This is a genomic window from Stenotrophomonas sp. GD04024 (assembly GCF_029837545.1).
GTDB classification, from domain to species: domain Bacteria; phylum Pseudomonadota; class Gammaproteobacteria; order Xanthomonadales; family Xanthomonadaceae; genus Stenotrophomonas; species Stenotrophomonas forensis.
This window is the reverse complement of the sequence record NZ_JAOEDV010000022.1, coordinates 1-18,663: the sequence shown is the minus strand read 5'-3', so window position 1 is coordinate 18,663 and position 18,663 is coordinate 1. Positions and strand designations below refer to the sequence as shown.

The window sequence follows — 18,663 nt, the reverse complement described above, 5'->3', positions numbered from 1 at the left end:
GCTCGCTTCAGAAGAACTCGTCGAGCAACCGATAGAACGCCAGGCGCCGCTCATCGGCGATCACGCCGTAACGCTGGAACAGCGGCGCCACCCAGCGCGTGTCACCAAAATTGTGCGCGAGGCTGCGCGCGGCCAATGCCAGGTCCTGGTAGCGGTCGGCCACGCCCAAGCGCCCGCAATCGATGAAACCGCTGATGCGGCCGTCAGCCACCATCAGGTTGGGCAGGCAGGCATCACCATGGCAGACCACCCGGTCTTCGTGCGCCGGCCGGCTCGCGCAAAGCTCGACAAAGACCTGTTGCGCGCTCTGGCCCAGGCGTTCGTCGTCGAAGTCGTCGGCGTCGACCACACCGGCTTCGACGCGTGCCTGCGCGGCATGGAGGCGCGACGCCAACCGCTGGTCGAACGGACAGGTCGCCACGGGCAAGGCATGCAGTCCACGCAATGCGTCGGCCAGCACGGCCACCACCTGTTGCGGTGGCAGATCCGCAGACGTGGCCAGGTCGCGGCCCGGCAGCGCACTCATCAGCAACCAGCGCCGGCCCGCTTCTTCGGCAGTGGCCATCACCGTCGGTGCGGGCTGGCCCTGTGCCTGCAACCAGCGCAGGCGCGCGATCTCATCACCCAGTTCGCTGAAGGCATCGATCACTTCCGATTTCAGGAACGCATCGGCCTGTCCGGGCCGGTGTACGCGGGCAACATCCGCGCGCGAAACGCCGATCGACTGCCGCTCAAAACGCGCGCCGGCCAGGACCTCCTGCCACGTCTGCGGCAGCAGCATCTCGGCAGGAGTGGATCCGGTTTCGTCCATGCACATGCGCAGGTCCAGCGTCGGTCGGTGACGATGGCGATTGTCGCGCACTTCCGGCAGGTGCGTCGCCGCGCTGAACCGGGCCCGTACGCCAGCGCGCGGGTCGATGGACGAATCACTGCCAGCCGTCCACAGTGGCCGGCGCCGCGATGGTCGCTGCAACTCCCGCATACAAGGAAGCAACATGAAGTTGATGGTCATCGGCGCCAGCAGGGGCCTCGGTCGGGCATTCGTCGAAGGCCTGTGCGGCCCGGGCGACACCGTCGTCGGCGTCTCGCGCGGTCGCCCGCGCGACCTCGCCTGTCCCGAAGGCGTCGAGCTGCAATGGATCGAAGCGGACCTGTCGCGGCCAACCGACGCTGCCGACCATATCGCAGCGCAGGCACCGGCCGATATCGATGTGCTGATCCACAACCTGGGCATCTGGGAAGACAAGGCCTTCAGCGACGAATACGCCTTCCTCGATGAAAGCGATGCCGCGCTCGCGCAGCTGGTCGACGTCAACATCACCGCCACCCTGATGCTGCTGCAGCGCCTGTTGCCCCGTGTATTGAATGCAGCACGGCCACAGCTGGTGCTGACCGGTTCGACCTCGGCACTGCCGCGCAGCGGCCGCCCGGAAGTGGCCTTCGGCGCTTCGAAGTTCGCGCTCAACGGCATCGCCGATGCGCTGCGCGAAGGCTTCCGCGAGCGTCGCCTGGCGGTCACCAGCCTGCAGCTGGGCTATCTCAATACCGACGATGCACTATCGGTACCGGTGGCTGACGCCGCAGCGCGCGGCGAAGGCGGGCTGGTGCCCGTGCACGACGTGGTGCCCATGGTGCGTGCACTGCTGCAGCTGTCGCCTTCAGGCTTCGTGCGCGAACTGGTGCTGCCGGCCATCGCCGACCCGCGCTACTGACCACGGCGGCCAGCGCAGGGAGGCGTCAGTGGCCGCGCGCGCGGCCGTGGTTTACCCTGCTCCTCACTGGCCGTCGGTCACAGGCGGGAACCTGCTATGGATGCGCTTTCACGGGTTACGGCCCAGGTCCTGGACAGCGCCCTGCCCAGCCTGCCGCTGTACCTGCTGCAGGCCACCGCCGTCATCGGCATGATCGGCGTGCTGCTGATCGCCACCCGCCGCGCCGGCCATGCCATCGAAGGGCGCCGTCTGTATGTGGGCGTGGCGCTGGGCCTGATCTATCTGTTCAATTCCTGGTTCGTGGCCCGCTATACCCAGGGCGTGGTCAAGCTCCACCTCGGCTTCGACATCCTGCTGGTCAGCGGCCTGCTCGGTGGCTGGCGCGGCGGCCTGGCCTGCCTGGCCGCCAGCCTGCTGGCCCGCTACCAGTTCTCCGGCACCCAGTTCTTCCTGCCCGCGGCCCTTGAATCCCTGCTGCAGATGCTGGCCGGCATCTGGCTGCGCAGGCGCCTGCACCCGCGCATGCTCAACGAACTCTCGCTGCCCATGATCCTGCAGGCCTGGGGCGTGCGCATCGGCGTGACCGCGCTGGGCCTGGCCCTCGGCGTGGCGATCATCGGCGCCGATCAGCTGCCGGTAACAGAACTGGCGATCCAACGCCTGCTGGCACTGCCCGTGTCGCTGTTGATGCTGGGCGCCGTGTTCGCACTGGTCTACAACGATGCGCAGATCGATGCCCAGCGCCAGCGCGAGCAGGCCTGGCTGCGCATCGACCCGATCAGCGGCCTGCCCAACATGCGCGCGCTCGGCGAACGCCTGCAGCACTATTGGCGCGACAACGACGGCATCGGTCATGCGTGCCTGATCGTCGCCGAGATGGGCAACCTGCGTGACCTGCGGCTGCGCTATGGGCCGCTGCAGGACAACGGACCATGGCGGCGCGACAGCGGCGACGATGTGCACCGCCTGCTGCCATCACTGCCTGCGGACAGGCTGGAGATCTACCAGTTCGGTGATGCCGCGCTGGCGATCCTGGTCCAGGGCCTGTCGTTGCCGGAACTGCGCACGCAGCCCCGCATCACCGAACTGGCGTCCGGGCTGGCCGAGCGCATCAGCGAGGAGTGGCCAGGCTTCCGGCCGATGGTCCGCTGCGCGGTGGTCGAACTGAAGCCGCCCGGTGACGCCGACGACGGGCACCTGCCCTTCCGCGCGATCACCCTGGCGTTGAGCGCGATCGAGTCGGGCGTCGTGTTCTTCGACGATCCGGTCCAGCGTGACAGCGAGATCGACGTGCTGATCGAAGGTGCACTGGAACGCTGGCTCCGCCACGGCGACGCGCCGTTGTGCTACCAGCCCAAGCATCGCCTGCAGGACCGGCGCCTGGTCGGTGCCGAAGCGTTGTTGCGCATGCGCGACGGCGAGGGCCGGATGATCACGCCGATGCGGGTGATCTCGCTGCTGCGCCGGCAGGGCCGCCTGGCCGACCTGGAATGGGCCACGCTGCAGTCGGCCATCCACTTCCTGCAGCAGTGCCGGGGTGAGGGCCTGCAGCTGACCGTGGCGGTCAATGTCTCCGCCGAGTCGCTGCGCCTGCCCGGTTTCGGCCTGCGCCTCCAGGAGCTGCTGCAGCTGCATGATGTGCCCGGGACGATGCTGCGCCTGGAAATCGTCGAGTGGACCGAGATCGTCGAACGCGATGTGGTCGATGCCAATATCGCGCAATTGCTGGCGGCCGGGGTGACCCTGTCATTGGACGATTTCGGTGCGGGCTACTCGACCCTGATCCTGCTCTCGCAGCTGGCCATCGCCGAGGTCAAGATCGAGCAGGCGTTGATCGCCACGCTGTCCGATGCCAAGTCACAGTCGATCGTGCGTTTCATCGTCGAAGTCGCGCATCGCTGCGGCGCGATCGTGGTGGCAGAGGGCACCGAGACCCTGGCGCAGGAACAGCAACTGCGCGCACTGGGTGTGGATGTCGGCCAGGGCTATCTGTATTCGGCAGCACTACCGGCGGACGAATTCCGTCGTTTCGCCGCCAGCTAGATCGCGTAGTAGCCCAGGAACATCGCCACCGCCGACTCGGCCACGCGCGCGCGCTCCTCGGCGTTCAACGGTGCCTGCCCCATCGTCACCTGCGGCCAGAACGCAAAGCTCTTCACCAGGCCGTGCAGCTGGTGCCCGGCAAATTCCGGATCGACCGCGCGCAGTCGTCCATCGGCAATCGCCGCACGGATCCACGCACTCTCGCCGCTTTCCTTCTCGCCCATGCGGCACACGATCGCCTGCGCGCGTTCCGGCGAGTGGATGATCTCGGCCATCGCCACCCGCGCCAGATCGATAAAGTTGGCGTCGCTGAGCAGCTCCAGCTTCTGCCCCACCAGCTGCAGCAGCTGTGCCGGCAGCGGCTGGTCGGCGCGGTACGGCAGGGTGTCGCTGGCCACGCTGCGCTCCCACAGCTCCTCCAGGATCATCGAGAACAACGCTTCCTTGCTGGGGAAGTGGTTGTAGACGGTGCGCTTGGAGACCCCGGCCGCTTCGGCGATGCGGTCCATGCTGGTGGCCTCGTACCCCGATGCACGGAACTCCTCCACCGCCGCGCGCACGATGGCGTCGCGTTTGCGGTCGGTCAGGCGTTGCGGGGCACGGGGCATGGCAGGAACCAGTCAGCTGAACGGATGCGTACATTTTACACCGAGCAGTGTACTTTTGAAAAACACGAAACTACACTGTGCAGTGTACCCAGCGGACGTCACCCATGAAGCGCCTGCTCCTTGTCCTTTTGCTTGGAATCCTCGCCGTGACCGCCTACACCTTCTGCAAGTCCTGGTCCCTCCCCGACTTCCCCGATTCGCCGCAGTACCGCGACGGCAAGTTCCGCAACGCCTTGCCGCGGCCGGCAATGGGCCTGCGCGACGGCGCGGAGATCTGGTGGACGTTCCTGTTCAACAAGCCCAAGGGCACGGTGCCGGCGCACCCCATTCCGGTGCTGCCGCTGGACCGCGCCCGCCTCGACGCCGCGCCCGACCGCAGCCTGTTCCGGCTGGGTCACTCGACGATCCTGCTGAAGCTGCGCGGCCAGTACTGGCTGACCGACCCGGTGTTCTCCGAACGCGCCTCCCCGGTGCAGTGGATGGGCCCGGCGCGCTTCCACGCACCCCCGATCAGCATCGACGAACTGCCACCGATCGCCGGCGTGATCCTCTCGCACAACCACTACGACCATCTCGACCACGCCGCGGTGATGCAGCTGGCCGGCAAGACCGCGCGTTTCATTGCGCCGCTGGGGGTGGGCGACCAGCTCATCGCCTGGGGCGTGGATCCCGCCAAGGTGGAACAGCTGGACTGGTGGCAGTCGACCGAAGCCAGCGGCCTGCGCCTGACCGCCACCCCGGGCCAGCACTTTTCCGGCCGTGGGCTGGGCGACAGCGATCGCAGCCTGTGGGCGTCGTGGGTGATCCAGGATGGTGACTTCCGCATCTTCTTCAGTGGCGACACCGGCTACTTCGATGGCTTCAGGGCCATCGGCGAGAAGTACGGCCCGTTCGACCTCACCATGATCGAAACCGGCGCCTATGACCCACGCTGGGCATTCGTGCACATGCAGCCGGAACAGACCCTGCAGGCGCACCTGGATCTGCGCGGCAAGTGGCTGCTGCCGATCCACAACGGAACCTTCGATCTGGCCCTGCATGCCTGGCAGCAACCGTTCGAACGCATCACCGCCCTGGCGAAGGCAAACAGCGTGCCGGTCGCCACGCCGATGATGGGCGAAGCGCTGGACATGCAGGCGCCGAACGCCGGCACGCGCTGGTGGGAGCAGGTGCAGTTGTAGCCAGCGATCGCGCCCTGCCTGGAACCCTCTGCCGCACCCGCCTCGCGCGGGTGTTGCAGCAGGCACAGCCGCCCCTGGCGGCCCGGACGGGGACCTGCAGCGGGTCGGCGACCTGATTGTTCGGCTGCCCGGATGATATTGCCGGATCAAGGGGGATTATCCGCCCCGCAATCGCGTCCAGGATGACCGTGCGCCATGTGGGTGCGCCTTCCTGGATCTGAACATGAACATCGCTTCCTCAACCCCCGTTGCCCTTGTCACCGGCGGCTCGCGCGGCATTGGCGCCGCCATCTCCCGCCGCCTGGCTGCCGATGGCTTTGCGGTGGCCATCAACTACGCCGGTCGCCACCAAGAAGCCGAAGCACTGGCCGCCGAACTGATCGCAGACGGTGGCCAGGCACTCGCGCTTCAAGCCGATGTCGCCAACCCGCAATCCGTGCAGTCCCTGTTCGATGCGATCGAGGCACGCTTCGGCGGTGTCGATGTGGTCGTGAACAGTGCCGGGGTACTGGAACTCGCTTCGCTGGCCGAAAGCGAAGACACCCTGTTCGACCGCCTCATCGCCATCAACCTGAAGGGCGCGTTCAATGTGCTGCGTGAGAGCGCACGCCGTGTCCGCGACGGCGGCCGCATCGTCACCCTGTCCACCAGCGTGGTCGGATTCAAGCTCGAGCGCTACGGCGTCTATGCCGCAAGCAAGGCGGCGGTGGAAACCATGAGCGCCATCCTCAGCAAGGAACTGCGCGGCCGCGGCATCACCGTGAACGCCGTCGCACCGGGGCCGACGGCCACGAGCCTGTTCCTGGAAGGCAAATCAGCCGAACTGATCGAGCGGCTGGCAAAGATGAGCCCGCTTGAACGCCTGGGCACCCCGGATGACATCGCCGCTGCTGTGGCCTTCCTGGCCGGTGCCGACGGCGGGTGGATCAACGGTCAGGTTCTGCGTGCCAACGGCGGCGCGGTCTGAACCACGGAGAGATGCCATGAATCCGATTCCCGTTTCCCGCAGCGCTTACGCCCTCGTCACGGTGACTGCGGCGCTCACCGCGGCCTTCGCCGCTGCCGGTGCGCTGCATGCCGGCTGGCCGGTGTGGACGATGTTCATCGGTTGGATTGCCTTTTTCACGCGGCTGCAGGGCACGCGCTCCACGATCGAAAACCTGGCCTGCGTCTGGTTCGGGCTGGGCATCGGCGCATTGGCAACACTTGCAGTGGGCCTGCTCTCTCCCTCACTGGGTCCCTCGCTGGCCGTGCCCGTCGTTGTACTGGTCGTAGCGCTGTGCGTGGTCGCCCTGCGTGGCCTGCCGGTATTGAACAACCTGCTGGGGTACTTCCTCGGACTGGTCAGCTGGTTCGCGGCCCACCTTGAGCCCTCGCTGGCCCACCTCTCCGAACTGGCCGCGGCCAGCGCCCTCGGTTCACTGGCCGCCTGGACCGCGCACACCGTGCCGCAGCGCCTGTTGGCCCGCGCCCGGCCATGACCCTTTCTTCTTCCGGAGCTCCCATGTCACACACTATCCTCATCACCGGCGCATCCTCCGGCTTCGGCCTGATGACCGCCAAGGCACTGGCCCTTGCCGGCCACGTCGTCTACGCCTCGATGCGCGAAACACGCGGGCGCAATGCAACCCGCGTGGCCGACATCGCACAGTGGGCAGACGCGCATCACGCCGACCTTCGTAGCGTCGAACTGGACGTACAGTCGGACGCGTCCAGCCAGGCGGCGGTCGAACAGGTGCTGGCCGACGCAGGCGCCCTCGACGTCATCGTGCACAACGCCGGGCACATGGTGTTCGGACCGGCTGAAGCATTCACCCCGGAACAGCTGATGCAGCAGTACGACGTCAATGTGCTGGGCACACAGCGGGTGAACCGCGCCGCGCTTCCGCACCTGCGCCGCCGTGGCAACGGCCTGCTCGTCTGGATCGGCTCGTCCTCCACACGCGGTGGCACTCCACCGTTCCTTGCGCCCTACTTCGCCGCCAAGGCAGCAATGGATGCACTGGCCGTGTCCTATTCAACCGAACTGTCGCGGTGGGGCATCGAGACCACCATCATGGTGCCGGGTGCATTCACCAAGGGCACCAACCATTTCCTGCATTCGGGCACGCCCGCCGATAGCGCCATCGTGGCCGACTATGAGAACGGTCCCTACGCCGGTGTCGCCGACCAGGCACTGAAGGGCCTGGCAGGGTTGGAGCCTGCAGATGCCGATCCCGAGGAGGTCGCGCGGCAGATCGTGCGGGTGGTGGGCCTGCCACACGGACATCGGCCGTTCCGGGTACATGTAGACCCCTCACAGGACGGCGCCGAAGTGGTCAATGACGTTGCCGATCGCATGCGACGCGAAATGTACGCCTCCATCGGTCTTGCAGACCTGCTCTCGCCACGAGGCTGAGCCGGGAAAATCAATGCACCTGCGGGGCGCCTTCGGGCGCCCTTTCTGCAGGACCCCAGCGCGCGGGTGACAGCGCTGATCCGGCAGCCTGGCACTAAGCCTTCGGCTGCAACCTGCGCCTTTCCCGGGCCAGATTCAACTGCAATGCGGCCGCGGCCAGTTCGGCCATTTCCGTGGTGACCTTCTCGCTGCCACGCGCGCGCAACCAACCCAGAATGTCGGCCAGGTGCCAGATGGAGGTTGAGCCGTCATGCACCGGGGACGGAAACGACTGCGGGTTGGCCAGCATCAGCTTCCGCATGTTCTGTCGCGACATCCCGAGCAGATCGGCCACATCGGTAAGCCCCACCAGATCGGGGCTCACCTCCACCAGCTCGGCACCTGGCACGGCCCGCTGCACATCATCCACTGCCGAGCACAGCGCGACCACCGCGCTGTCGGCGTCACGGCAGAAGGCCAGCGCCATCCTTCCCGGCAAGCCGCTGCCCAGAAGCGCGTCGTCACACCCCGCCTCTGCCAGCCGCCGCTCGAGCATTCCGACGTCATCGTAGCGTTCGGGCAAGCGGTACTTCAGGGTGAAATTGAATTCCATCATCTGCCACCTCGCTTCCATCGAAACCTGATTTCATTGCTCACGACTGCAGTTCTCGACCACGCGGCGCAAGGCGCGCGCGTGGTTGCCAGGACTGCGCGGCGTGCTCCAGATGCTCACGACACAGAATTCTCCGCATCGGCAGTCGGTGTCGTTGTAAGGGCAATACATCCGGCCCCACGCGTGGCTCCCACCTACACGGAGACTCCAGCCTCGAGCTTCCGCGAACCGCAGCACCGATTCGATGTCCTTGTCGGGATGACGAGCACGAGACATTCCTTGTTCTCCCCAGTCTGCACATGACAGGCCCTGGTTGTCAAATGACAACCCGGACACTCAACCTTGAGCAATGACCCTAGGCGATCCTGGCCACGCGTCCAGAGCCACATCCGTCAGCGCTCGCTGCATCGCCTACCGCAGCGCGTCATGTAAACGGTTACAACCCTTGCTAGCGTAGCGCTCGCCCGATCCCGGCCGAACCTGCGAGGTTGTCTGTAATGGCATTTCGCGTTGAACGCTCAACGGTCCTGAAGCTGCCCTCCTCTTTCCGTCCTACCGCAGCCCTGCTGTTTGTCGGGCTGGCATTTTCCGCGCAGGCCCAGAACCTGCCGGCCCGCGACCAGTGGCGGGCAAGTGCTTCATCGCAGCAGGTCCCGGCCATGGCCATCAGCCACCTGATCGACAACGATCCGAGCACGGTGACCGGCGGCGCGTTCAGCCCCGGCCACTGGTTCCAGATCGACCTCGGCGCGCCGGCCACGCTCGCTGGCGTGCGCCTGACTTGGGATGTCTCCAATCCCGAGGGCTACACGTTGCAGACCTCGCTGGACGGGGCGCAGTGGCAGACCGCCTACACCATGGGCGATTCACTCGGCGGCGTCGAAACGCTGTACTTCGCGCCACGCCAGGCCCGCTACCTGCGCCTGGCCAGTCCGCAGCGCACCTCCGACTGGGGCGTGTCGATCTTCGAAATGGAACCGCTCGATACGTCGCTCAGTGCGCGCGTGCTCGGACTCGATGCCACGCAGTCCGCGGCGCTGTGGCAAGGCGGCAGTGCGGTAGCCATTCCCGCTGGCAAGGGCGGTGTCCATACGCTCGACATCACCTTGCCACGCCCACAGCCGAGCACCGGGCTGGCGGTGGACTGGGCCAGCGTGCACGATGCCGCAGTCTTGCAGGCCCAGGATGGCAAAGGGCGCTGGCACGAGCTGGCAAAGGATGCGCAGGCCGCGACCCGGCAGCAGAGCTGGCTGGCCGCCAGCGCGCCGCTCGACATCCAGGCTCTGCGGCTGACGGTGCACGGCGACGCTGCGCAGATCGCCCGCATCCGCCTGCTGGGCCCGAAGGCGGTGATGACGCCGATGAAGCGTTACCAGATTGCCGCCAGCGGTGCGCAACGAGCCTTGTTCCCCGCCTCGCTGCAGATGCAGCAGACCTACTGGACTGCCGTGGGTGTGCACGCGGGCCGGCAGAAATCGATCTTCGACGAGTACGGCAACCTCGAAGCCTTCAAGGGCGCACCGCTGGTGCAGCCGATCTGGCGCAATGCCGACGGGCACGCTGCAGGTGCCGCCGGGCAGACGGTGCAGCATGCACTGCGCGATGGCTGGAAGCCGATGCCGTCGGCCACCTGGGCGCCGCAGCCCGGACTGGAGCTGCGCAGCGAGGTCTTCGCCATCGAGCGCGACGGGCAGCCGGTCACCCTGCTTCGCCACCGGCTGCACAACAGCGGCACGACCACGATCAACGGCACGCTGACCCTGGTTGTACGCCCGATGCAGATGAACCCGCCGTGGCAGAACGGTGGCCTGTCACCCATCCGCGATGTGTCCGTCGAAGGTCAGGCGGTGCGCATCAATGGCCGTACCCTGCTGCATTCACTCACCCCGGTCACGGCGTCGGGCACCGCGCCTTTCGGTGCGGAAGGCACAACGGAAATCACTGCTGCAATCGCCGCCGGCACGCTGCCCGACACGCAACTGGCGCAGGACGACCAGGGCCTTGCCGCAGCGGCCCTGAGCTATCGCGTTTCGCTGGCGCCCGGCGCCAGCGAGGCCATCGTGGCCGCCTTCCCGTTGGGTACCGCCGCCGCCGATGCCAACGGTGCGCTGCCAGAAGCGCCACCGCTCGATCTGTCCTCGCTGCCGCACGACGCCGATGCCGCGTTCGACACGCTGGCCGCGCAGGCCTCGGCGGATTGGCAGGCACGGCTGGGCCAGGTGGGGCTGCGCCTGCCCGATCCCTCGCTGGTCGACATGCTGCGCGCGCAGGCGGCGTACATGCTGATCAACCAGACCGGGCCGGCCATGCAGCCGGGGCCACGCAACTACAACCGTTCCTTCATCCGCGACGGCATGGCCACGTCGGCGGTGCTGCTGCGCATGGGCGAAGCCAAGGTCGCGCGCGACTACCTGGCGTGGTACAGCGAGCACGGCGTGCACGCCAACGGGCTGGTTTCGCCGATCCTCAACGACGATGGCAGCGTCAACACCGGTTTCGGTTCGGACATCGAGTACGACAGCCAGGGTCAATACGTGGCGCTGGTTGCCGATGTCGCCCGGCTCGATGGCGGGCCAGAGTCGGTGCGCGCGTACCTGCCGAAAGTGAAGGCGGCGCTGCGCTTCCTGCAGGAACTACGCGAGCGCACGCTGGTAGCGGGTTACATGGCCGGCCAGCCGGCGCCGGAACGCTTCGCGGGCATCCTTGCGCCATCGATCAGTCATGAGGGCTACCCCTCGCCCACCCACAGCTACTGGGATGACTACTGGGGCCTGAAGGGCTGGCACGATGGCGCGTGGCTGGCCGACGCACTGGGCGATCACCAAACCGCGGTGTGGGCGCGCCAGCAGTACAAGGCCCTGTACGACGCGCTGCACGCCTCGATCCGGGCGACGATGGCGTGGAAGGGCATCGACTTCATCCCGTCCTCGGCGGATCTGGGCGATGGCGATCCCACGGGCGTATCGATCGCCCTGGACCCGACCGGCGCGCAGAGCGTGTTGCCTGCCGATGCATTGCGGACCACCTTCGCCCGCTATCTGGAGGACGTGCGCAAGCGCAACCAGCCCGGTGCGCTGTATGCCTACACGCCGTATGAGATCCGCAATGTACTGAGCTACGTGCACCTGGGCCAGCCCGAGGCCGCCGATGAACTGCTGCAGGGCCTGCTGCATGACCGGCGCCCACTGGAGTGGCAGGTGCTGGCCGAGGTCGTGCATTCGCGGCTGCGTTTCCCGCGCTATCTGGGTGACATGCCACACACCTGGATTGGCGCCGAGTATGGCCGCACGCTGTTCGGCATGCTGATGCGCGAAGACGATGACGCGCTGTCATTGCTGCCGGGCACTCCGCCGTCCTGGGTGGCCGGCGATGGGCTGGCGGTGGAACGGCTGCCCACTGCGTATGGCACTTTGCAGATGCAGGCGCGGCAGCGCGACGGCGCGCTGACGCTCACGCTGGGCGATGGGCTGCGCAGAGGCACGGCGGTGAAGGTCTGGTGGCCCCAGCGCACGATACCGAAATCGGTGCGTGTGGATGGGCGGCCAGTTGCCGACTTCGACGCCGAGAGCGTGCGCCTGGCGAAACCGTTCCGGACGCTGGAAGCGCGTTGGTAGAGTCGAGCTTGCTCGACTGCACTTCGCCGCCCCCTACCCCAGTAGAGCAGGCTCGACGCTACAGGGCCGCGCCGGGCCACGCCCGGCGTCAGAGTGCAGGCAACCCCGGCGGGTTCGTCTGCGACTGCGGCACCGCTTCCTCGGCCACGTTCCAGCGCGCCAGCGCCTGCGCATACGTGCCGCTGCCGATCTGGGTGTTCAGCGCCTGTGTCACCGCGTCGGCCAGGCCGCTGCCCTTGCGGGTCGTCACCGAGATCGCCGCAGCGTTTGGCCACCCACCCGGGAACAGGCCCACGCGCCGAACCTTGCCGTCGCGCGCCGAATAGGCGCCGGTGGCATTGGGTTCGAACGAGACGTCGGCACGGCCGGTGATCACCGCAAGCCGCCCCACCACCGCATCATCGAAATACTGGTATTCCACCGGCTTCAGCCCGGCCGCAATGTTCTGCTGGTCCCACTGCCGCAGGATCTGGTCCTGATTGGTGGCCGCACCGACCACCACCTTCAGCCCGGCCACATCGGCCGGTTTGTCGATCTTCCGGATCGGCCCATCGCTGCGCGTATAGATGCCCAGCAGGTCGTAGCGGTAACTGGAGAAATCGAACTTCTTCTTGCGCTCCTCGGTGACCGTAACGTTCGACAGCACCGCATCGTACTTGCCTGATTCCAGCCCCAGCGGCCAGTCGGCCCAGGCCACCGGCACGATCACCAGCTTCAGGCCCAATGCATCGGCAATCAGCCGCGCGATGTCCGGCTCGATGCCGACCACCTCCTTGCTGTCGGCACCATAGTCGGCCAGTGGCAGCTGCCCCGGGTGGGTGGCCACGGTGAACGTGCCGGGCGTGACGAAGCGGTAGCCAGCGGGAATCAACGCCTGCGCCTTCGGATCGAGCGTGCCTTTCAGCACGGCGGTGTTCGCGCCGGCCAGGCTGGCCGCGGCCACGTTGCCAGCATCTGGTGCCTGGCGCACGCGCGAATAGACGATGCCAGCGATGCCGATGACCAGCACGCCCACGATCAACAGGGTGCTGCGCGAAGGCCGACGCGGTGCTGCAGGGCTCATGGCGTTCCTTTCAGGGTTACGGAGTCTTGGCCAGGAAATCGGCGGTGCGTTGCTGGCGCGGGCGCTGGAACAGAGCCTCGGGCGTGCCCTGCTCGATCACCCGCCCCTGGTCCATCATCACCACGTGGTCGGCCACGCGACGGGCGAAGCTCAACTCATGGGTCACGATCACCAGCGTGGTGCCGGAGCGGGCCAGTTCCTCGATCACGCTGAGCACCTCGGCCACCAGTTCCGGGTCCAGCGCCGAGGTCGGCTCGTCGAACAACAGCACTTTCGGTTGCAGGGCCAGCGCGCGGGCAATCGCCACGCGCTGCTGCTGGCCGCCCGACAGTTGGCGCGGGAAGGCATCGGCCTTGTCGGCCAGGCCCACCCGCTCCAGCAGCGTGCGTGCCTGCTGCTCGGCCTCGGCACGCGATACGCCGCGCACGGCGATGGGCGCCTCGATGATGTTCTCCAGCGCGGTCAGGTGCGGGAACAGGTTGAAGCCCTGGAACACCATGCCCACCTCGGCGCGGCGACGGCGGATCTCGCGCTCCGGCAGCTCGTACAGGGTGTCACCGTCACGGCGGTAGCCGATCAGCTGGCCGCCGACGGTCACGTAGCCGCTGTCGGCGCGTTCCAGGTGGTTGATCAGCCGCAGCAGCGTGGACTTGCCGGCACCGGACGGCCCAATCAGCACGGTCACGCTGCCGGCGCGCAGGTCCAGGTTCACGTCCTCCAGCACCGGCTGGTCGCCGAATAACTTGCCGACGCCATGCAGCGACACCGATGCACCCTCGCCCGCCTCGACCTGCGCGGCGATGCGCGGGCGGTTGGTGGCACGCGGCGTGGCATCGTGCTGTGCACGCGTCGGCGACGAGACACGCGATACCGAGCGCTCGCGCTGCAGCTGGCCGCGCGCAAAGCGCTGCTCCACCCGTCGCTGCAACAGCGAAAGCACGGTCAGGATCACCAGGTACCAGACCGTGGCCACCATCAGCAGCGGCACCACCTCCAGGTTGCGGCGGTAGATCACCTGCACGGTGTAGAACAGCTCCGGCAGCGCCAGCACGTAGACCACCGACGTGCTCTTGGCCAGGCCGATCACATCGTTGAACGCCGCCGGCAGGATCGAGCGCATTGCCTGTGGCAGGATGATGCGGCGCACCTGGCGGCCACGTGGCAGGCCGAGCGCGGCTGCGGCCTCGTACTGGCCGTGATCGACCGAGAGAATGCCACCACGGATCACTTCCGCCGAGAACGCAGCCTGGTTCAACGTAAGGCCCAGCACCGCCGCGGTGAACACACCGATCAGCTGGGTGGTCGGGTACGAGAACAGGCTGATGCCGGTGAACGGCACACCCAGTTCGATGGTGCTGTACAGGTAGCCCAGGTTGTTCAGCAGCAACAACAGCACCAGCAGCGGAATCGAACGGAACAACCAGACGTAGCCCCACGACACCGCCGACAGCAGTGCCGAGCCGGAGACGCGCGCCAGCGCAAGCAGGGTGCCCAGCGCGAAGCCCAGGCCGGTACCCAGTGCAGTCAGCAGCAGCGTGCGGCCCAGGCCTTCCAGCACCGGGCGCGCGAAGAACCACTCGGCGAACGTACCCCAGCCCCAGCGCGGATTGCCCAGCACCGATTGCAGCGCGATCAGGATCAGCGCCAACGCCAGCACGGTGCCGAACACCTGCAACGGATGCCGGGCCGGCACGATCTTCAACGCGGGTGCCGGCGCCTGTGCAGGGCGTGCGGCGATTCCATCCAGTGCAGTCGACGGCGTACTCATGCGTGGGCTCCGTGCAGCACAGCCTGCGTCTGCGCGACCCGCGACGCAGGCGCCTGAAGATATTTCTCGAACGGCAGGTGGGCGATGGTCTCCGGATCCGCCTGCAGATCGAACAGCGCGGTGTACCCATGGCTGAGGTACAGGCCGACCGCTTCGGGCTGGCGGAAGCCGGTGGTCAGGAACACCCGCCGATAGCCCTGGCGCGCGGCCTGGTCTTCAAGTTCCTGCAGCACGCGCCGCGCGATCCCCTGCCGACGCAGCCCGGGCAGCGTCCAGATCCGCTTGAACTCGGCGGTCTCCGGATCACGGTGCGGCATGAAGGCACCCCCGGAGATCGCAACGCCGTCGCGCAGCAACAGTACGAACGCGCCTACCGGTGAGGCGAATGCCTGCGCGGGGTAGCGGAGCAGCTCCTCGCGGGCACTGCCACCGATGCGTCGGCGCACATCCGCATAGCGGCTGTCGTACTCCTGTTCCAGGCCATCGAACAGGGGCCGCGCCAGCGGATCATCCACCGAGGTATAGAAGAAGCGTTCGTTGCTGCTCATGCCACGTCCTTCACCAGATAGTCTTCGGCCAGCCGCGCCCACAGGCTGGCGGCCGGCGCGATGGCGGCGTCGTTGAACACATAGCGCGGGCTGTGCAGCGGTGCGCTGTCGCCGTTGCCGACGAACACGAAACTTCCCGGGCGCGCCTGCAGCAGGAAGGCGAAATCCTCGCTGGCCGTGCGCGGCGCGAAGCCGGGCACCACCTGTTCGGCGCCGAAGCCCGCTTCCGCCACGCCACGGATATAGGCGGTCTGCTGCGGATGGTTGATCACGCTGGGGAAGCCACGCGGGAACGCAATCTCGGCCCGCGCACCGAAGGCGGCGGCGGTCTGCTCGGCAATCTCGATGGTCCGACGGCGCAGGGTGTCGCGCACCTCGGGCAGATAGGCGCGCACGGTCAAGGTCAGTTCGACCACGTCCGGAATCACATTGGCGGCCTGCCCGCCATGGATCGATCCCACCGTGACCACGCCCATCTGCCGCGGATCGACATTGCGCGATACCACGCTCTGCAGCGCGGTGATGATGTGCGCCGCCACCAGGACCGGATCGACACTGCCTTGCGGCTCGGCACCATGACCGCCCTTGCCGATCACCTTCAGCCGTGCCCAGTCCACCGACGCCATCGCAGGACCGTCGACGAAGCCGAAGTGGCCCACGGGTACGCCCGGCCAGTTGTGCAGCCCATAGATCGCATCCACCGGGAAACGCTCGAACAGGCCATCGTCAATCATCTTCGTCGCGCCCGAGCCGGTTTCCTCGGCCGGCTGGAACACCAGCTGCAGCGTGCCATCGATACTGCCATGGTGAGCCAGGTAATGCGCGGCCGACAGCAGGATGGCGGTATGGCCATCGTGGCCGCAGGCGTGCATCAGGCCGTCGGTCTGGCTGGCATAGGCCAGTCCGGAATCCTCGTGGATCGGCAGTGCATCGATGTCGGCGCGCAGGCCGAGGCGGCGGCTGCCCTGCCCGCGCTGCAGCGTGCCGACCACGCCGGTGCCGCCGAGACCAGTGGTGACCTCGTAACCCCACTGCTGCAGCAGCTCGGCCACGCGGGCACTGGTGCGGTGTTCCTCGAAGGCCAGCTCCGGGTGGCGGTGCAGGTCATGGCGGATGGCGATGGCTGCGTCGGCGCGTGCCGCGATTTCAGGCAGTACGCCAGTCGTTGGGGAACTCCGCCGGGTATGCCCCGGCGCTACCGCGGTTTCTCCGCTCATCGCCCTACCCCGCCTTCCGCGCCGGTTCGGCGTCGGTTGCATACCGGCTGGCCTTGTATGGCAGGCCCAGATGTTCACGCAGGGTCTGCCCCTCCAGCTCGCGCTGGTGATAGCCGCGCGCCTGCAGGATCGGCAGCACCTGGGTCACGAAATCGTCCAGGCCTTCGCGCTGTGCAGCGAAACCGAGTATGAAACCGTCACTGGCACCGGCATCGAACCAGCGGATCAGTTCTTCGGCCACATGCTCCGGCGTACCGATGAAGTTTGGCCGCGGGCTCACCGCTTCCAATGCCACCTGGCGCAGGCTCAGGCCCTTTTCGCGCGCGTCCTGCTTGATGCGGTCGGTGGTGGAGCGGAACGAGTTGCTGCCGATACCGCCCAGTTCCGGGAACGCCGCATCCGGGTCGTACTGGCTGAAGTCATGGTGGTCGAAGAAGCGGCCGAGATAGGCCAGCGCGTCCTCAAGCGTGGCCAGCGCGGCAATCGCCTGGTACTTGGCTTCGGCCTCTTCGGCAGTACGGCCGACGATCGGGCCGATGCCCGGGAAGATCTTCACGTCATTGCCGCTGCGGCCGTGCGCGATCGCCGAGTTCTTCACCTTCTGGGTGAATGCACGGGTTTCTTCCAGCGACGGCGAATGGGTGAACACCGCATCGGCATATTTGCCGGCCAGCGCGATGCCATCATCGGACGAACCGGCCTGGAAAATCACCGGCTGGCCCTGTGGCGAGCGCTGGATGTTGAGCGGCCCTTCCACCTGGAAAAAGCGGCCCTTGTGGTCGAGCCGACGGAACGTGTCCGGCGCGAAGAACGTGCCAGTGTCGCGCTCGCGCACGAAGGCACCGTCATCCCACGAATCCCACAGCCCCTGCACCACCTCCAGGTACTCGTCGGCAATCTGGTAGCGCAGCGCATGTTCGGGGTGTGGCCGCCCGTAGTTGCGCCCCGAACCTTCCAGCGGCGAGGTCACCACGTTCCAGCCGGCGCGACCGCCGCTGAGCAGGTCCAGCGAAGCGAACTGGCGCGCCACCGTGAACGGGTCGCTGTACGAGGTCGACAGCGTGCCCGCCAAGCCGATCTTCTTCGTTGCCGTCGCCAGCGCCGACAGCAGCGAGATCGGCTCGAAGCGGTTGAGGAAGTGCGGGATCGACTTCTCGTTGATGTACAGGCCATCAGCCACGAAGCCGAAGGCGATGCCGTTGTCCTCGGCAGTACGTGCGATGTCGATGTAGAACTGCAGGTTGACGCTGGCGTCGGCCGGATTGGACGGATGCTTCCAGGCATGCATGTGGCTGCCGGGGCCCTGCAGCATGATGCCGAACGGAATGTGGCGCGGGGTCGTGCTCATGGGAATCGCTCCTGCAGGTCAGGCTACCGCCGCGCGTGGCGCGGGCGACAGCAGCTCAAGGGATGTCAGGCGTGCGTCGAGGTCGGCCACCGGCGCGTCGAGGATGAACTCGCCCACGCCGAAACGCCGATGCAGCGCGTCCAGTTCGTCTCGCACATGCTGCGCATCGCCGGACAGCACGCTCGGGCGTGTTTCTTCGATGCGGAAGTCGGCCACGCCTACCTGGCGCGCGTACTCAGCTGCGGCTTCCGGACTGGGCAGATTCACCGTCTGCCGGGGACCGAGGTGCAGCTTGTAGACCCGTAGCGCACCGATATGGCGCGCGGCAGCCTCGGTGGTCGGCGCAGCGAAAGCCACCGTGGCCAGCAGCGGTGGTTGCGTCGACGCACTTCGGTAAGCCTCAAAGGCCGCCTCGATATGCTTTGGATCACCGTCGAAGTGCGCGGCGTAGACAAAACGCCACCCGAGTTCGGCCGCCTGCTTCGCACTCTGCGGGCTGGCCCCCAGCAGGAAGCGTTCCGGTGCCTGCTGCGGAAGGGGCCGGGCCAGTGCTTCGCCCTCGGCGCCAGAC

At 67.1% G+C, this 18,663-nt stretch carries 16 protein-coding genes and 1 pseudogene; 7 read left to right on the top strand and 10 right to left on the bottom strand.

Annotation, left to right across the window (positions count from 1 at the left end; genetic code table 11):
• Positions 1-7: 7 nt before the first annotated feature.
• A complete protein-coding gene (locus N7590_RS09645; protein ID WP_279935386.1) occupies positions 8-811 on the bottom strand; it encodes an APH(3')-II family aminoglycoside O-phosphotransferase in 804 nt (267 codons plus the stop codon).
• A 184-nt stretch (positions 812-995) separates the two neighbouring features.
• Between N7590_RS09645 and N7590_RS09640 the strand changes: the two genes are divergently transcribed.
• Together N7590_RS09640 and N7590_RS09635 are read left to right on the top strand one after the other, a co-directional pair.
• Positions 996-1,712: an SDR family oxidoreductase gene (locus N7590_RS09640; protein WP_164241084.1), complete on the top strand. Its 717-nt coding sequence runs from the start codon at positions 996-998 to the stop codon at positions 1,710-1,712.
• Positions 1,713-1,808: 96 nt separating this feature from the next.
• Complete coding sequence (locus N7590_RS09635) at positions 1,809-3,755, top strand: EAL domain-containing protein (protein ID WP_164241083.1); 1,947 nt, start codon at positions 1,809-1,811, stop codon at positions 3,753-3,755.
• Here the strand turns inward: N7590_RS09635 and N7590_RS09630 are convergent.
• Positions 3,752-4,363, bottom strand: coding sequence for a TetR/AcrR family transcriptional regulator (locus tag N7590_RS09630; RefSeq protein ID WP_053449559.1), 612 nt, complete (start codon positions 4,361-4,363; stop codon positions 3,752-3,754). The genes N7590_RS09635 and N7590_RS09630 overlap by 4 nt on opposite strands.
• A gap of 104 nt (positions 4,364-4,467) precedes the next feature.
• Here N7590_RS09630 and N7590_RS09625 point away from each other — a divergent pair, with 104 nt between their 5' ends.
• The 4 genes from N7590_RS09625 to N7590_RS09610 all read left to right on the top strand — a co-directional run bounded on the left by N7590_RS09625 (position 4,468) and on the right by N7590_RS09610 (position 7,942).
• The gene (locus tag N7590_RS09625; RefSeq protein WP_164241082.1) at positions 4,468-5,544 is read left to right on the top strand and encodes an MBL fold metallo-hydrolase; all 1,077 of its coding nucleotides are present in this window, start codon (positions 4,468-4,470) and stop codon (positions 5,542-5,544) included.
• Positions 5,545-5,767: 223 nt separating this feature from the next.
• Positions 5,768-6,511: an SDR family oxidoreductase gene (locus N7590_RS09620; protein WP_164241081.1), complete on the top strand. Its 744-nt coding sequence runs from the start codon at positions 5,768-5,770 to the stop codon at positions 6,509-6,511.
• Between the two features lie 16 nt (positions 6,512-6,527).
• Positions 6,528-7,025, top strand: coding sequence for a DUF1097 domain-containing protein (locus tag N7590_RS09615; protein WP_049457237.1), 498 nt, complete (start codon positions 6,528-6,530; stop codon positions 7,023-7,025).
• A gap of 23 nt (positions 7,026-7,048) precedes the next feature.
• Complete coding sequence (locus tag N7590_RS09610; RefSeq protein WP_164241080.1) at positions 7,049-7,942, top strand: SDR family oxidoreductase; 894 nt, start codon at positions 7,049-7,051, stop codon at positions 7,940-7,942.
• A gap of 94 nt (positions 7,943-8,036) precedes the next feature.
• On the opposite strand, the gene N7590_RS09605 is transcribed toward N7590_RS09610, so the two are convergent.
• Positions 8,037-8,534: a DNA-binding protein gene (locus tag N7590_RS09605; protein WP_164241116.1), complete on the bottom strand. Its 498-nt coding sequence runs from the start codon at positions 8,532-8,534 to the stop codon at positions 8,037-8,039.
• Between the two features lie 33 nt (positions 8,535-8,567).
• Positions 8,568-8,810 carry a hypothetical protein gene (locus N7590_RS09600; RefSeq protein WP_006435629.1) on the bottom strand — a complete coding sequence of 81 codons (243 nt, stop codon included), beginning with the start codon at positions 8,808-8,810 and terminating at the stop codon, positions 8,568-8,570.
• A gap of 221 nt (positions 8,811-9,031) precedes the next feature.
• Here N7590_RS09600 and N7590_RS09595 point away from each other — a divergent pair, with 221 nt between their 5' ends.
• Entirely contained in the window at positions 9,032-12,148 is a 3,117-nt protein-coding gene (locus tag N7590_RS09595) for a discoidin domain-containing protein (protein WP_279935383.1), read from the top strand.
• Positions 12,149-12,236: 88 nt separating this feature from the next.
• On the opposite strand, the gene N7590_RS09590 is transcribed toward N7590_RS09595, so the two are convergent.
• The 6 genes and pseudogenes from N7590_RS09590 to N7590_RS09565 all read right to left on the bottom strand — a co-directional run.
• Positions 12,237-13,211, bottom strand: a complete 975-nt coding sequence (locus N7590_RS09590) for an ABC transporter substrate-binding protein (RefSeq protein WP_164241078.1) — start codon at positions 13,209-13,211, stop codon at positions 12,237-12,239.
• Between the two features lie 16 nt (positions 13,212-13,227).
• Positions 13,228-14,979, bottom strand: a complete 1,752-nt coding sequence (locus N7590_RS09585; RefSeq protein WP_164241077.1) for an amino acid ABC transporter permease/ATP-binding protein — start codon at positions 14,977-14,979, stop codon at positions 13,228-13,230.
• Positions 14,976-15,527 carry a GNAT family N-acetyltransferase gene (locus tag N7590_RS09580; protein ID WP_053508896.1) on the bottom strand — a complete coding sequence of 184 codons (552 nt, stop codon included), beginning with the start codon at positions 15,525-15,527 and terminating at the stop codon, positions 14,976-14,978. The genes N7590_RS09585 and N7590_RS09580 overlap by 4 nt, the downstream gene beginning before the upstream one ends.
• Entirely contained in the window at positions 15,524-16,744 is a 1,221-nt protein-coding gene (locus tag N7590_RS09575) for a M20 aminoacylase family protein (RefSeq protein ID WP_164241076.1), read from the bottom strand. The genes N7590_RS09580 and N7590_RS09575 overlap by 4 nt, the downstream gene beginning before the upstream one ends.
• Positions 16,745-16,748: 4 nt before the next feature.
• Positions 16,749-18,092: an LLM class flavin-dependent oxidoreductase gene (locus tag N7590_RS09570; protein ID WP_164241075.1), complete on the bottom strand. Its 1,344-nt coding sequence runs from the start codon at positions 18,090-18,092 to the stop codon at positions 16,749-16,751.
• 18 nt (positions 18,093-18,110) lie between these two features.
• Positions 18,111-18,663: pseudogene (locus N7590_RS09565) on the bottom strand (alkane 1-monooxygenase); the annotation flags it as partial.